The sequence below is a fragment of the Amphibacillus jilinensis Y1 genome (genome assembly GCF_000306965.1).
GTDB lineage: Bacteria > Bacillota > Bacilli > Bacillales > Amphibacillaceae > Amphibacillus_C > Amphibacillus_C jilinensis.
The window spans coordinates 720,916-735,340 of the sequence record NZ_JH976434.1 but is presented as its reverse complement, the minus strand read 5'-3'; the positions used below and the strand labels follow the sequence as shown (position 1 = coordinate 735,340).

Below are 14,425 nucleotides of genomic sequence, written 5' to 3'. Positions count from 1 at the left end.
AAAATACATTCGCTCGGTCTTAGCGAATGTATGGTTTTCTAAAATAAGTTCTTCTGCCCGACAGGTCGTTTGTCTGTATATACGTGATAAAAGTGACTAATGATTGTCTTTGTCACTGCATAGGCAGGAACGACGAACAATAAGCCGAGAAATCCGGCAATAGCGCCAGCAGCTAAGATTAAAGTGATCACTGTTAGTGGATGCACCTTTAATACCTTACCCATCACATTCGGTGAAATAAAATTACTTTCTATTTGCTGTGCAACGATCATAATAACCGCTGTCCAAACACCAACCATTGGATCCTGGAAAAAACCGATAATAACAGCGGGAATCGCAGAGATCCAAGGTCCAACAAACGGAATTAAGTTCATAAACAGACCAAATATGGCAAGCATCAAGGCGTAATTTAAGCCAACCGCCCAGTAACCGATTAACAGCATTACCCCCACACATAAACTAACTAATGCTTGTCCTTGAATGAAGGCAGAAAGTGATCGATTAATGTTTTTAAGTAAGGTCTCTAGACTACTCGCTTTCGATGGGCTAAAGAAACTAGTTGCAAATGGGATAAACTTATGACCATCCTTCAACATGAAAAATAAGAAGAAGGGAATAAGTACAAATGAAAAGACAAAGCTAAATACGGAACCGATAAAATTGAAAAGTGAACCCATAATCGACTCTGCATAACTATCCAAGTTGTTTATCACATTTTGAATCGTATCTTCAACACTAGCAGGTATGAATTCTTGTCGATTTTGCCAGAGTTCAAATATTTCATCAAAATACTGTGCCATTTGCGGCGCATTGTCAATCAGTTTAGTAAATTGTTCTTGCACCGGTGGAATAATAAAATACACACTAAAAAAAGCAACGGCAACTAAGCCGAGAAATACAAGTAAAATCCCAACAATACGTGGAACTTTGAAGTGTTCTAATCGATTAACAAGTGGATTTGTTATATAGAAAAGTAAGCCAGCACCAATAATTGGTACAGCAATCGCAGCAATTAAAGTCCCGATCGGTCTGAAAATAAAACCGGTCAAATGTACTAAATAGATTACGGTGAAAATTAGAATAGCATATACTAAAAAACGAAACATTTTCTCTTTAGTCAAGCAAACCACATCCTTCATTTAACACTATAAATTTATAATAGCATAGAAATCAAGGAGCTGAATACTTTTTCTTCTTAAACGATCAAGTATAAATTGTTAATGTTTCTTGCAAATTGATTACAGCCGACTAACAATCCAATTAAATGTCTTTAATTATGGTTTGATTTCTTTTAAACTTGGATATACACTCTTAGACGGAGGTTGAGTGGTTATGAAACGAGATGCATTTTTTGATAATGCAAAATTTATTTTAATCTTTTTCGTTGTGTTTGGACATGTGGTTCAACCGATAACAGTAGAATCTGAGATGATCGCAATGCTGTATCGTTTTATCTATTTGTTCCATATGCCTGCTATCATTTTAGTTAGTGGTTTTTTCGCTAAAGGAGAGAGTCAGCCTAGCTATTTATTTAGCCTTGTTCGTAAATTGTTAATTCCTTATGTCATTTTTCAAAAGATTTATACAGCTTATTACTATTTCTTTACTGATCGTGGGTGGTCTACGCCGTTATTTGAGCCGCACTGGTCATTATGGTTTTTGCTTAGTTTGTTCTCATGGCATCTTTTACTTATTGTCTTTAAAAGATTGTCAGCCAAGCATGGGATTGCACTGTCAGTGGTGATTGGACTTATCGTCGGCTATTTTGACAGTGTTGGCCATGTGTACAGCTTGTCACGGACATTTGTGTTCTTTCCTTTCTTCTTAATCGGTTATTGGTTAAGTAAGGAACAATTGTTTCTAGTAAAGAAAAGAAGGATGAAGATGCTCAGTTTAGCAGTTATAAGTTTAGCCTTATTCCTTGTCTATATCATGCCGAATTTTCAAGTGGGTTGGTTATTTGGTTCTGCTTCTTATCAAAGCTTAGATGCGCCAACGATGGGAGCATTTATAAGAACTGGCGTATATATCGTGACTTTTTTGTTAATATTTAGCTTTTATGCTTGGATCCCGAGAAGGCAGCTAACGCTGACTAAGTTTGGTCAGCAAACGATATATGTTTACTTACTTCATGGGTTATTTGTTCAGTTTTTCAGGGAACGAGATCTGATTCAAATCAATGGTTTACTTGATTTCGCTGTGGTAGTCGCCATTAGCTTAGCGCTTGTTTTATTATTGTCAAGCAAGCCTATCTTTATATCATTTCAACCGATTATTGAAACCAAAACAACAGCTTGGAGACAGTTAAGTCAAAGAACTGGTTAATCGTTCGTCCCAGATCAAATCTATTTAAGTGGGTGATAATGGGCGGTAATGTCTTGATCCGCTCAGTTACCAATCAGTGAGGGAAGAACAAAAACTGCCACTGATTGAAAATTCGTTATCCAAAATATTTTCTAGGCTGTATCTACTATTAATACTTGAATATAATGATTCAACTTACAATCCTACTAAAATTGAGGGTTAAGTGTATTTGTTGAGAATGCGGTCGACTTGTGGTCCGTACATTCCTCCAAATATGTTTAGGTGGACAAGTAAGTAGAAAAGTTGATAAATCTGTTTGGTGTCTGTATAGCTTGGATCGATCGGAAATACTTGTTGATAAGCCATATAGAAATCATTAGAAAAACCACCAAATAATTCGGTAAAGGCCAATTCAAAATGACGATCACCTTGAACAATGGCAGGATCAATCAAATAAGGTGTATGATTAGCCCCACGTAACCAATTGCCTCCCCATAAATCGCCATGTAATAATGAGGGGTGAGGGTTCCTGGGCAAGAGGTTTGTTAAGTTTGTAATCAGTGATTCTAATTTGGCGCGTCTCTGTCCAGTGATCATCCCTTGATCAATACCGATGTTTAACTGGTTGCCCAGTCGCATCGTTGCAAAATAACCAACCCAATCGTCAGTTAATCGATTAGGTTGGTTAAGTAAACCGATATAGCCGTCGCGATCAAGTCCATAATTATGCTGTTTGATAAGGTGCAGTTCGGCAAGATGTTGCCCTAAAAGTGACGATGTCTCGTCACGGTCGCTTGTTTCAATCCACTCTAAGATTAAGACGGGCGGGGACGTTTGCTGATAATAACACGTAGGTACATGAACCGTACCTGTTTCAGCTAAGCGCTTTAATCCATAGCTTTCAAACGCAAAGAAATCATCTGCCGCATCAAGATTAATTTTGATAAAATAGCGTTTTTCACCTGTTGTAACAAGGTAACTCGCATTAATATCGCCACCAGTTACGGGTTGTATGTTAAGAACCTCAATAGCATCATCAAATTGTTTGAAAATATCTTTAATCTGTTGCTTCATTTGTACGATCCACCTTTCATCTTTTTTTCAGTATACGTGATTCTATGCAGATATCAACCTTCCACGTTATAATAGGATCAAAGGAGGCACAACAATGATAAGTCATGATAAGATTTTATTAAAAATAGAGCAAGAGCTTGCCTTAGCAAAACAGTCCCCCGATCAAGCGAAATTAAAGGAGCATATCCGTGCGATTAGCTTACTGACGGATTTAATTTTAGATACCGAGGAAGAGCACAAACCTACCATTAAAAAAACCGTCTCAGAGGAACTTGAGCTTCGGACAATGATGGGCGATCGCTATCAATCACAAAACACAGAACAACCAAGTGAAACATACGATAATCCAAATTCATTACTGGATTTTTAAATTTAGCTATTAAGGGGTAGCCAAATGAGGCCGGGACATAACAAAAATATGCTCTCCAAATACGAATGGTGTTAGAATGTGTAGGTTTATCACATACCCGCAGAGGAAATATACTCCCTTTCTGCGGGCACGGCTTCAGCTAATTCAGTAAAGCCAAAAGCGCTTTACTGAATGGATCTTCAGCTCGTGCTGTTCCCGCTAGAGTGTCGCATATTTCCTCAGCTATTTGATATCATTCGTTTTAATATAATAAAGACGAATAATCCATTCACAAAACAAACGGATCATTCGCAACTGATCTTACGTCTTTTACTTTTGTCCCAACCTCTAACTTAAATGTCATTCTCCTCTTAGAAAATACACCTTCATTCAATTAACTAACTGATCGGATAGTCATATTCAATCTGTTCATCAAATGTAACATAATCCAAATAAATAGTAAGTAAGAGATAACGTTTCTCTGTTTCTGGATCACTTAATATAATGTGATCTCTGCCCGCTGCCTCAATAATGCCCTTAAAAATCTTCGCATTCCATCGCTCATTACTATCAAAAGTCATGTACACTGTAGCGACTTTACCTCTATTTAAACGCAAAATATTTTCAATGTATGATTCTTCTAATGGCAGCATGCCTTCTTGTTGTGGAAACTGCGACGGTTGTTGAGGGAACGAAGGAAAGCTTGGCTGAAATGGAAAGCCATGTTGAAATTGAGATACAGGTTGCATCGGTTGCTGCATCGGTTGCGGAAAATGGTGCATGGGCATCATATGTGGTTGTTGAGTCGGGAATGTACCAGGCATTGGCATTTTTTGACGTTGATTTTTTTCTTCACTCATTCTTTTTCACTCCTTAAAATAATTTCTTCTACAAGCGTGGACAATCGGCTGCTAGTGGTGCGAAAAAACAATGGGATTTATAGCGCCCGGTATTCCACTGGCCAAACCATTGTTCGGGACACGGACCATCTGGTCTGAAAAACCATAATGATCGTGAAGCCGGATGGAAGCGTTCGCCATTGATAACACGCCGTGCTAAAGCTTTATCAACTTCCCTGGCTCGTTGATAAAAATAGCCCATTTGTGTCGCTTCGAATCCACCAGGACTTTGATAAACCATCTCACGAATATTTCGAATATCAGTGAAATCTAAGCAATCCTCAATCACTCTGTTTATCCCCACATTTCCCACCATTAACATGCCAAGCTTACCGTCACCTTCGGCTTCAGCACGTAATAATCGGGCAAGCAAGGCCACATCTTTCTCAGTAAATGGAACAACGGCCATATCTTCACCTCATTTCTACAACACCTTTCTTTAGCCATATTTATGCGTCCATCGATAAGAATATGTTTTTTATAAAAAGATTAGGGTAATTTAATTTATGTCGTTATTAAACTTAAATATCGCAACTTTCTCACCTTAAATTTCAGGTTCAACTAAGAAAGCATAGGTATAAACTTTATAATAAATATAAAGGTTGACTTTGAATATAGATTTTCGATTTATGATAAACCTTTCGTTTTAGACGCGCGGTTGGGCTTATCCATTCAGTATGAACCACCAGACTAAGTGGAGATAAGCAAGGGATGAGACTTCTGCGGGAATAGGATGGAGACTGCTGAAAAAGTAGTATTTTTCTCCCGTATTAATAAAAAAAAACGAGCGTAATGCTCGTCATAAAAGGGAGAAATTATACTTGTTTTTCTGAGTATACAGCCCCTACTTTATCTCTTTTTCATTTATTAGCTTAATAATTCGTTTCATATTAACGACGAAGATGGTGTCAGCTCCTTGCATCTTCATGCCAAACAGACCTGACCTGAGGTAATCGCTTTTTCATACCCGTGTCTATTTTTCAGCTCTGCATTTTTTGCTTCTATTTTATATCTTGATGCGGCTAACTCTTTAAATTCTTTTGTCTCTTGGAATACCTCTTGTTCCACATGTTCTGTTGATTTTATTGTTATTGAATAGGATTTTGTTTTGGCCCCTTCTCGATAACAACCTTCACGCAACGGACATACTGAAGAATAGGTTATTTCTTCTTTCAATTGCAAAATCAACAAGATCGTGCATTTGACGAAGAAAGTTGTCTTTTAGAATAAACGCATCATAGAGTTGCATATAAGGACTTAACGAAAGGGATGTTTGTTGTTTTAACATAAAATTTTCACCGCTCTTTTTTTTATTACTTTCTCTTTCTATTATACAGAAGAAAAGAGATTAAAAACGGATTATTTTCATGTGTTTAGTCAGATTAAAACGCTAATAAAACGGAAGTGAAAGACGACGACTCCTGCGGGATCAGCACGCGTCCGAAGATCCACTTTAGAAGCGCTCTTAGCTTCTAAAGTTAGCTGAGGCCGTGCCCGCGGAAAGCGATCGTCTGTAACTGGAGTGAGTACAAAATCCTTTAAATTCAAAATACCTCCAGGGGTTAGTTTTTCAGCAGTCTCGAATAGGATGAGCTGAAGATCCACTTGATGCGACTCAAGTTAGCTGAAGCCATCCCCGCGAAAAGCGAATCCTTTGCTTTTCGGAATAAAATAATGTTCAAACGTATGAGGGGGTCGCGTGCGGCACAACCATGTAGAAGTAACGGCAATAAGCCTATTGAATAATGCGTCTATTGAACACGATCAATGTTGAATGTGGGCGAAAGTTGAGTTAAATATAAAAGATTTGTGAAATTTAATCGTTAACCCTTTTCATTGAACAGAAAAAGGCGTATTATATATAACAGAATAGTATTTGGAGGGTAATAGACATGAGTAACTTATTTGATACATTAAAAGGAAGACTAGCTGGAAATGCTAAGCGAATTGTATTTCCAGAGGGTTCTGATCAGCGTATTTTAGAAGCGACAAGCCGCTTGGCAGAGGACGGTTTTATCCAACCTGTATTAGTGGGTAAGAAAGAAGAATTAGAACAGAATGCGGCTGAACTTAACCTCAATCTAGGCAAGGTCGAATGCGTCGATCCAGAATCGTATCCTGAATTTGATGGGATGGTAGAGCAATTTGTAGAAAGACGCAAAGGAAAAGCAACACCAGAAAAAGCACGTCAATTATTATTAGATGAAAATTATTTTGGCACGATGCTCGTTTATATGGGTAAAGCAGATGGTTTAGTTAGTGGTGCTGCACACTCAACAGCAGATACCGTGCGACCTGCATTGCAAATTATTAAAACAAAACCAGGTATTAAAAAAACGTCGGGTGTTTTTATTATGGTACGCGAAGACGAGCGCTATGTGTTTGCTGATTGTGCGATCAACATTAATCCAGATAGCCAAGACTTAGCAGAAATTGCTCTTGCATCAGCAGAAACAGCTGCTTTATTCGATATTGATCCACGAGTGGCAATGTTGAGCTTTTCAACGAAAGGTTCTGCAAATTCAGAAGAAACGGATAAGGTTGCAGAAGCAGTGAAAATTGCTAAAGAAATGAAGCCGTCGTTAACTTTAGATGGAGAATTTCAATTTGATGCAGCCTTTGTGCCAAGTGTAGCAGAAAAGAAAGCACCTAATGCCGATATTAAAGGTGATGCTAACGTTTTTGTCTTTCCTGGATTAGAAGCAGGTAATATCGGTTATAAAATTGCTCAGCGTTTAGGTAACTTTGACGCTGTAGGGCCAATTTTACAAGGGCTCAACCAACCTGTTAATGATCTCTCACGGGGTTGTAACGCAGATGATGTTTACAAACTTGCTATTATTACTGCAGCACAAGCACTATAAAATAAAAAAGAGGTCGAGAAATAACTAGCCTCAGTACATAAAAAAGATGCTATTTACATTTTTCGTTAATAGCATCTTTTTTATTTGGCTCTATAATAAAGTTAATGTTATTCGAATAACTCACCTAATGCTTTCTTATTGCGTTCCATCATTTGTTTTCGACGCTTTTGATAAATAACTTTTTCTGACTCGTCTAAATCATTTTCGATTATTTCACTTGACAATGTATCAAGTGTTCCCCTTATTTTGTCAATGACGTCGTCTACTGTTAGAGGTATACCGAGTAACGTTTCTAGTGATTCCATTGTATCAGGATTAACCGAAGGATAAGTGAACCGTGTCGCTTCATTTTGTAGCCCTTTTTGATAAAAGGATTGTATCAACTTCGCTCGCTGTTGATGGTCAGCTTCAATAGATAAATAAATTTGCACAGCAATGCCATTTCGTACACGTCTTTGTGAAATGCCAGCAAATTTCTTCCCATTTATGCTCAAGTCATAATCACCAGGGCAGTATGAACCAACCACCTCAAATGCTTCAATAGCGTGTGTCCACTCAGAGAAAATGTTTTTAATAAAACTGACCATCTTCTGATATCCCTGGTGAATGCTTATCTTTTCTCCGTTTTTAATCAATAGTGATACACTTAATACACCTAAATCCGCCACAACAGCAAGGCCGCCTGAATTGCGAACAATAGGTTGATATCCTTGATTGATTAACCAGTTTGTTGCTTCGGCTAGATGCGGCAAACGCGTATCGGCGATCCCCAATACGACGGTATCTGTATGGCGCCAAATTCGAACCACATTTGCTGAGTGCTCACGGTTAACAGATTCAGCTAAAGCATCATCAATCGCAAAAGATTCCCAAGCTGGTCGCTCTATTCTAGTATGATCAATGAAACGTACTTCTGTTCCATTGAATAATTCTTTCCAATCATCCATGTTTAACGTCAACTCCTCTTTCAGATTAACCTCATCTATTATATAATGAATAAAAATGATAAGCTAATTTAACTGTTTAGAAAAGGGGGGATCATGCCATGGCGTATCGTGACGAGAAGCTTCGGGAAGAGAAAGTATTTAAAGATCCTGTTCATCGCTATATTCATGTGCGCGATCGGGTGATTTGGGATTTAATTGGTGCGCGCGAATTTCAACGCCTTCGGAGAATTAAGCAATTGGGCACGACTTTTCTGACATTTCATGGAGCTGAACATAGCCGGTTTAATCATTCACTTGGGGTATATGAAATTGTGAGACGTATCCTTACTAATTTTGAAGGTCGTTCCAATTGGAATCCTGAAGAGCGCTTGCTATGTCTAGCGGCAGCTTTATTACATGACTTAGGACATGGACCGTTTTCACACTCATTTGAAAAAGTATTTAAACTAGATCATGAAGATTTTACCAAGGCTATTATTTTAGGTGATACTGAAATTAATCAAATTTTACAGCGTGTTGAGCCTAAGTTTCCTGAGAAGGTTGCCGAAGTTATTAATAAGACATACCATGATAAGCTAGTTGTAAGTCTGATCTCAAGTCAAATTGATGCGGATCGGATGGATTATTTGCAACGCGATGCTTATTTCACTGGCGTTAGCTACGGTCACTTTGATATGGAACGAATTCTTAGGGTGATGCGCCCATTAGATGATCAAGTTGTGATTAAGCAATCGGGTATGCATGCTGTCGAAGATTATATTATGAGTCGCTACCAAATGTATTGGCAAGTGTACTTTCATCCAGTAAGCCGAAGCGCCGAAGTGATTCTTTCTAAAATTCTTCACCGTGTTAAACATTTACATAACCAACACTATCGATTTAAGCAAGAACCGAAACATTTTTTGTCGTTTTTTGCGGGGGATGTCACATTAACGGATTACATAAATTTAGACGAAACGATTGTTATGTACTATTTCCAAGCATGGATCGATGAGGATGATGTCATTCTCTCTGATCTGTGTCGTCGCTTTACGAACCGAAAGTTATTTCAGTATGTTGAATTTAATCCAAAACAACAAATTAAAGAATCCATCGAGTTATTTCAGTTGTTTGAAGCGATCAATCTAGATCCGGATTATTATTTAGTGGTCGATTCCTCTTCAGATTTACCCTATGATTTTTATCGTCCAGGGGAAGAGGGAGAGCGTCTACCTATCTATTTATTAACACCTCAAGATGAATTGCAAGAGTTGTCTCGTGCTTCAGATATTGTTGAATCAATTTCCGGAAAAAAACGGACCGACCATAAATTATACTATCCGGCTGATTTGATAGAGGCATTGCCAGATGATCAACCGGAAAAAGCAAGGATTAAAGCATTACTAGGCTTAGAATAGGAGATGACAACATGTTGCTTAATCATGCGCGATTAGTGCGCTTTTTTATCGACGCCAATAGCATTGTTGGAAGAAAGAAGTTGCAAAAAATGATTTATATTTTAAAAAAATTGAACCTACCCTTTGATGAGAAGTTTGCCTTCCATTTTTATGGTCCGTATTCGGAGGAGCTAACTTTGCGAATTGAAGAACTATGTAATCTTGGATTTATCTCTGAAGAGAAGCAGGATAAAGGCCATTATTTGCAATATCAGTATACGGTAACAGATGCTGGTTTATCTTTTCTTGAACAAGCTCCAGATGATTTACCTTTATGTAAAGATGAAATCGAGCTGTTAAAAGCTCAAAGCTCACGATTTCTCGAACTTGTGTCAACCATGTTATTCTTTGATGATTTAGCCCTTGAAGAAGTAGAGAAAAAGGTTCATGAAGTAAAAGCAAGTGTTAATTATAGTGATGCAGATATTAAAGAAGCTTGGCACTTTATTGACCAACTAAAAGAAGGACGTGTTCATTAATGGACACATCCTTCTTTTAGTTGACATGATATTAAAAAAGTTAAATCAAGATTAACAAGCTAAGGGCTATTGATCAGAAAGCCTTTTTCCGCCCACTGCATAATGGTCGTGCTTCATATCTTCAATAAAAACAACGACCTTTTCTCTGTTAGCTCCTGTCGTTTCAACAACAGCATCGGTAACTTTTTCGACAAGCTCCTTCTTTTGTTGATCTGTTCGACCTTCCAGCATTTTTACTGTTACATACGGCATGGATTATTCACTCCTATAATTTTTTTATAGTGTAGCATGGTTCATTTTATTGGTACACCAAAGGCTCAGAAATGAAGCAACTTCTCAGTCATGTGATACAAATTTAGAGTCATCGTCCTTCTTTAGTTTGCCTTTATGGGGCTTTGTTCGCCTACTGTTAAGATTGATTCTGTGCCATTATTCTAAGTGTACCAGTTAGATTAGCTGAAATGCAATGATTCAATATGCTACAATAGCGTTGTTAAGGAGGTTTTTAAATGACTGAAAAGAAGACAAAACAGGCTTTTACAATTATGAAAGACGATTCAACTGATGGCCATGGTGGTTATGGTGTCGGTGCCATTAGTCTAGAAAATATTTCTCCTGTTATTATTGATCCCAATGAAAAACGTGCTTTTGTTGACATGGGGGCGATGCATGCGCGTAGCGAAGTGGAACGCAGGGTGAAATTCATTCCTGATAAATCAGAGGTTCCAAACGGCTTACTGTATTGGATTGTCTGGGTGACAGTTGAGTCTGGAGAACAGGGGCCTTATTATCATGGTGTGGCTGCAAGTGAAATACGTGTTGATCGGTCAATTAAACGCGCTTATAAATCCATGCCTGAACATGTGACACATATGGAGAAATCATTAAAAGGTCATGTGATTGTTGACCATATGGACCAAACATCAAAAGACCTATTGGCAGAATTTCTACGTCAATTTAATCCAGAAATGTGGGCGTGTGCATCAGAACAATTGAAAGCTTCTCTTCCATTAAAGAAATAAGCTCTGGTCAGTCTCAGAGCTTATTTTTTAGTGAATTCTATCAATGATCGGCCTGACAGTGTTGCTTAGGTTCAGTTCCTTCAATAAAAAACATCAGTCGGCTAACTGGGCAATGTTCACTACTTAATAAACCTGTGGTAGGATCGATATAAGCAGCTACAATGCCAGGAGGAGCAATAAAGCTATCTCTGCTTTTTTGATCATGACCTGATTCAATGGCATCACGCCAAATACGTTTAGCTGCATGGGTGTTACTAAGTTTTCGGTTGTCGTCATAACCTGTCCATACCCCAACGACCAATTCGGGACTATAGCCCACCATCCAACTGTCGGTCCCCGTTGTCCCGCTTTTACCTGCATAGTTACCACTTAAGTCTTCACTAATTGAACCTCCAGTTACCGACAGATAACTCGATAGATTTGGATCGAACATGCCGGTAAGCAGTTGATTGAGAATAAAGGTAACTTGTTCATCCAACACTTGTTCACCTAAACGATGATCGCGATGATATACATTCTCTCCTTGATCGTTGACGATATGGTCTACTAGATAGGGGTCCACTTGATGACCGCCGTTCGCAAAGTGGCTATAAGCAGCAACGATTTCCTCTACACTGAGAGAAGCTGTTCCCAGCGCGAGGGCAGGAACAGGATCAAGTGGGCTTGAAATGCCAAGCAAACGCCCACGGTCTATCACAAGTTCGGGTGTTAAAAATAATTGTGTTTTTATCGCATAAATATTATCGCTGACAGCAAGCGCTTGTGCTAAGGTAACGGTATCATCGGCATAAGCATGATTGAAGTTGCTTGGTGAGTAGCTGTCTCGATCATTGAATAAAAAGGTGGTTGGTTCACTCTTCAAAGTCGTTGCAGCTGTAAAACCATGTTCTAATGCAGTATAGTACAAAATTGGTTTAAAGGTAGAGCCAACCATCCGCTTTGCTTGAACGGCTCGATTATATGTGCTCTGATAATAATCAACACCACCTACCATCGCCTCGATTGCCCCCGTCGCTGGATCAGCCATTAGTGCCCCAACTTGGAGATCTTCAATATGTTGCTGAACGGCTTGGCTAAGTGCGTCTTGATTGCTAGAGTTGATCGTTGTATAAATATGGTATCCCCCAAATTGATCTTTCTCAAGTATTTGTGATGCTTCAGCTATAGCAAGATCAGCTACGTAACCAAATTGCAGATCGTGCAGTGGTTTAGCTATGACTTCGAGTTGTTCACGTGTGGCTAAATCATATGCTGTTTCATCAATGACAGCTGTGCGTTTTAATGTTTGAAGAACATTTAATTGTTGTTGTTTTGCTCTGTCAAAATGATCAAGTGGTGAATAAGCATTTGGACGATTAGGAATAGCAACAAGCATAGCGATTTCCGCTGTTGATAATTGTTTAGTTGATTTACCAAAATAAAACTGGCTTGCTGTCTCAACACCATAAATACCATGGCCATAATAGATCGTGTTCAAATAGCCTTCTAGTAATGTATCCTTATCATAGTGTTGTTCAAGACGAAACGTATAAACGGCTTCAGCAAGTTTTCGTAACCATGTTTTCTCGTGTGATAAATAAAGGTTGCGTGCATATTGTTGCGTAATTGTACTAGCCCCTTCAGCTAAATTTTGTTGACGAATATTTTCCAACAATGCACCGCCTATTCGTTTTAGATCAAAGCCGCTGTGCTGATAAAAATTTTGATCTTCAATCATTAGGGTTGCTTCAATTAATTTAGGATTGATTTGATCAAGAACTGACCAGAGACGTTCACCATCAGGGTACACTGAGCCAAGTAATTCACCTTCATTGTCATAAATCATGATCGGTTGATCGTTAAGTTCAGGCTTTCCCAATAAAAACATCGTTGTTAGCATTGTTATAAATCCAATAATTAATCCCCAGCTTATCCAAAGTCCTAATCGTTTGTGCATGATGAGCCCCTCCTTATTGCTTATTCAAAAAGGAAATAAAGTAGTGGTTAACGGTAAGTTAAGTAAATGTTAACGCGGGGTTAAGATCATGACCATGATAGAATGCAATGAGATCAATCTCCTTAAGACCGCTGTGATCAACCGATTATCGACACGATCACTTATTCAGTATCACTTTTTTGAATGAATTTAATCAAAAATGCTTGCTTTTTCATTAAAAAACTCTAAAATTAATGTGTTTCTAACGAAAATAAAGCACATGTTAAGATAGATAAAAAGGAGTCGATAAAATGGATTTATGGTATACAGAAAAACAAACAGAGACGTTTGGCATTACAGCTAAAGTTAAACGGACATTAGCAGAAGAGCAAACAGACTTTCAAAAGTTAGATATGATTGAAACAACGCAGTGGGGAAATATGCTTGTGTTAGATGGTATGGTGATGACCACTGAAAAGGATGAATTTGTGTACCATGAAATGATCAGTCATGTCCCATTATTTACCCATCCAAATCCTAAACATGTTCTTGTTGTAGGTGGGGGAGATGGTGGCGTCATTCGAGAAGTATTAAAGCATTCAACGGTTGAAAAAGTCGTTTTGGTAGAAATTGATGGTCGTGTCATTGAAGCATCGAAGAAACACTTACCTTCTATTGCAGGTGCTTTAGATGATCCACGTGTGGAAGTAAAGATTGCTGATGGTTTTATGCATATTGCCGAAAGTGAACACGCATATGATGTGATCATGGTAGACTCAACTGAACCCGTTGGACCTGCAGTCAACCTCTTTACAAAGGGCTTTTATGCGGGTATTAGTAAAGCATTAAAAGCAGATGGTATTTTCGTTGCACAATCAGATAATCCATGGTTTAAGGCAGATTTAATTGAGCAAGTTTTTAAGGATGTTAGAGAAATTTTCCCGATTACTAAACTCTATACTGCTAATATTCCGACATACCCAAGTGGACTTTGGACATTTACCATGGGCAGTAAAAAGCATCATCCATTAGAAGATGTTCGTCAGGCTGAGTTAGTGTCAAAATATTATACGCCATCCATTCATTATGCTAGCTTTGCCTTGCCTAAATTTGTTGAAGATTTAACGAAGTAAGGA

At 38.3% G+C, this 14,425-nt stretch carries 14 protein-coding genes and 1 pseudogene; 7 read left to right on the top strand and 8 right to left on the bottom strand.

Going from position 1 to position 14,425, the window contains the following annotated elements; translation table 11 throughout:
• Nucleotides 1-38 precede the first annotated feature (38 nt).
• The gene (locus B494_RS0104015) at nucleotides 39-1,121 is read right to left on the bottom strand and encodes an AI-2E family transporter (protein ID WP_017471084.1); all 1,083 of its coding nucleotides are present in this window, start codon (nucleotides 1,119-1,121) and stop codon (nucleotides 39-41) included.
• 211 nt (nucleotides 1,122-1,332) lie between these two features.
• On the opposite strand from B494_RS0104015, the gene B494_RS0104010 reads away from it, so the two are divergent.
• The gene (locus tag B494_RS0104010) at nucleotides 1,333-2,325 is read left to right on the top strand and encodes an acyltransferase family protein (RefSeq protein ID WP_017471083.1); all 993 of its coding nucleotides are present in this window, start codon (nucleotides 1,333-1,335) and stop codon (nucleotides 2,323-2,325) included.
• Nucleotides 2,326-2,523: 198 nt separating this feature from the next.
• Here B494_RS0104010 and B494_RS0104005 read toward each other — a convergent pair whose 3' ends face one another.
• Entirely contained in the window at nucleotides 2,524-3,378 is an 855-nt protein-coding gene (locus B494_RS0104005; RefSeq protein WP_017471082.1) for a fructosamine kinase family protein, read from the bottom strand.
• A gap of 94 nt (nucleotides 3,379-3,472) precedes the next feature.
• Between B494_RS0104005 and B494_RS18925 the strand changes: the two genes are divergently transcribed.
• A complete protein-coding gene (locus B494_RS18925) occupies nucleotides 3,473-3,748 on the top strand; it encodes a YwdI family protein (RefSeq protein WP_017471081.1) in 276 nt (91 codons plus the stop codon).
• A gap of 377 nt (nucleotides 3,749-4,125) precedes the next feature.
• On the opposite strand, the gene gerQ is transcribed toward B494_RS18925, so the two are convergent.
• From gerQ to B494_RS19845, 3 genes and pseudogenes are all read right to left on the bottom strand, one after another.
• A complete protein-coding gene (gene gerQ / locus B494_RS0103995; RefSeq protein WP_017471080.1) occupies nucleotides 4,126-4,587 on the bottom strand; it encodes a spore coat protein GerQ in 462 nt (153 codons plus the stop codon).
• A 28-nt stretch (nucleotides 4,588-4,615) separates the two neighbouring features.
• On the bottom strand, nucleotides 4,616-5,035 hold the full coding sequence (locus tag B494_RS0103990; RefSeq protein WP_017471079.1) for a cell wall hydrolase: 420 nt from the start codon (nucleotides 5,033-5,035) through the stop codon (nucleotides 4,616-4,618).
• 435 nt (nucleotides 5,036-5,470) lie between these two features.
• Nucleotides 5,471-5,772: pseudogene (locus tag B494_RS19845) on the bottom strand (transposase); the annotation flags it as partial.
• 746 nt (nucleotides 5,773-6,518) lie between these two features.
• On the opposite strand from B494_RS19845, the gene pta reads away from it, so the two are divergent.
• The gene (gene pta, locus B494_RS0103970; protein WP_017471075.1) at nucleotides 6,519-7,490 is read left to right on the top strand and encodes a phosphate acetyltransferase; all 972 of its coding nucleotides are present in this window, start codon (nucleotides 6,519-6,521) and stop codon (nucleotides 7,488-7,490) included.
• 107 nt (nucleotides 7,491-7,597) lie between these two features.
• On the opposite strand, the gene B494_RS0103965 is transcribed toward pta, so the two are convergent.
• Nucleotides 7,598-8,437 carry a lipoate--protein ligase family protein gene (locus B494_RS0103965; RefSeq protein ID WP_017471074.1) on the bottom strand — a complete coding sequence of 280 codons (840 nt, stop codon included), beginning with the start codon at nucleotides 8,435-8,437 and terminating at the stop codon, nucleotides 7,598-7,600.
• Between the two features lie 98 nt (nucleotides 8,438-8,535).
• Here B494_RS0103965 and B494_RS0103960 point away from each other — a divergent pair, with 98 nt between their 5' ends.
• On the top strand, nucleotides 8,536-9,834 hold the full coding sequence (locus tag B494_RS0103960; protein ID WP_017471073.1) for an HD domain-containing protein: 1,299 nt from the start codon (nucleotides 8,536-8,538) through the stop codon (nucleotides 9,832-9,834).
• 11 nt (nucleotides 9,835-9,845) lie between these two features.
• On the top strand, nucleotides 9,846-10,352 hold the full coding sequence (locus tag B494_RS0103955; protein ID WP_017471072.1) for a YwgA family protein: 507 nt from the start codon (nucleotides 9,846-9,848) through the stop codon (nucleotides 10,350-10,352).
• 66 nt (nucleotides 10,353-10,418) lie between these two features.
• Here B494_RS0103955 and B494_RS0103950 read toward each other — a convergent pair whose 3' ends face one another.
• Nucleotides 10,419-10,604 carry a 2-hydroxymuconate tautomerase gene (locus B494_RS0103950; protein ID WP_017471071.1) on the bottom strand — a complete coding sequence of 62 codons (186 nt, stop codon included), beginning with the start codon at nucleotides 10,602-10,604 and terminating at the stop codon, nucleotides 10,419-10,421.
• Between the two features lie 257 nt (nucleotides 10,605-10,861).
• Between B494_RS0103950 and B494_RS0103945 the strand changes: the two genes are divergently transcribed.
• Entirely contained in the window at nucleotides 10,862-11,374 is a 513-nt protein-coding gene (locus B494_RS0103945) for a YwhD family protein (RefSeq protein WP_017471070.1), read from the top strand.
• Nucleotides 11,375-11,414: 40 nt separating this feature from the next.
• On the opposite strand, the gene B494_RS0103940 is transcribed toward B494_RS0103945, so the two are convergent.
• Complete coding sequence (locus B494_RS0103940) at nucleotides 11,415-13,310, bottom strand: transglycosylase domain-containing protein (RefSeq protein WP_017471069.1); 1,896 nt, start codon at nucleotides 13,308-13,310, stop codon at nucleotides 11,415-11,417.
• Between the two features lie 290 nt (nucleotides 13,311-13,600).
• Here B494_RS0103940 and speE point away from each other — a divergent pair, with 290 nt between their 5' ends.
• Entirely contained in the window at nucleotides 13,601-14,422 is an 822-nt protein-coding gene (gene speE, locus B494_RS0103935) for a polyamine aminopropyltransferase (RefSeq protein ID WP_017471068.1), read from the top strand.
• Nucleotides 14,423-14,425: the final 3 nt, after the last annotated feature.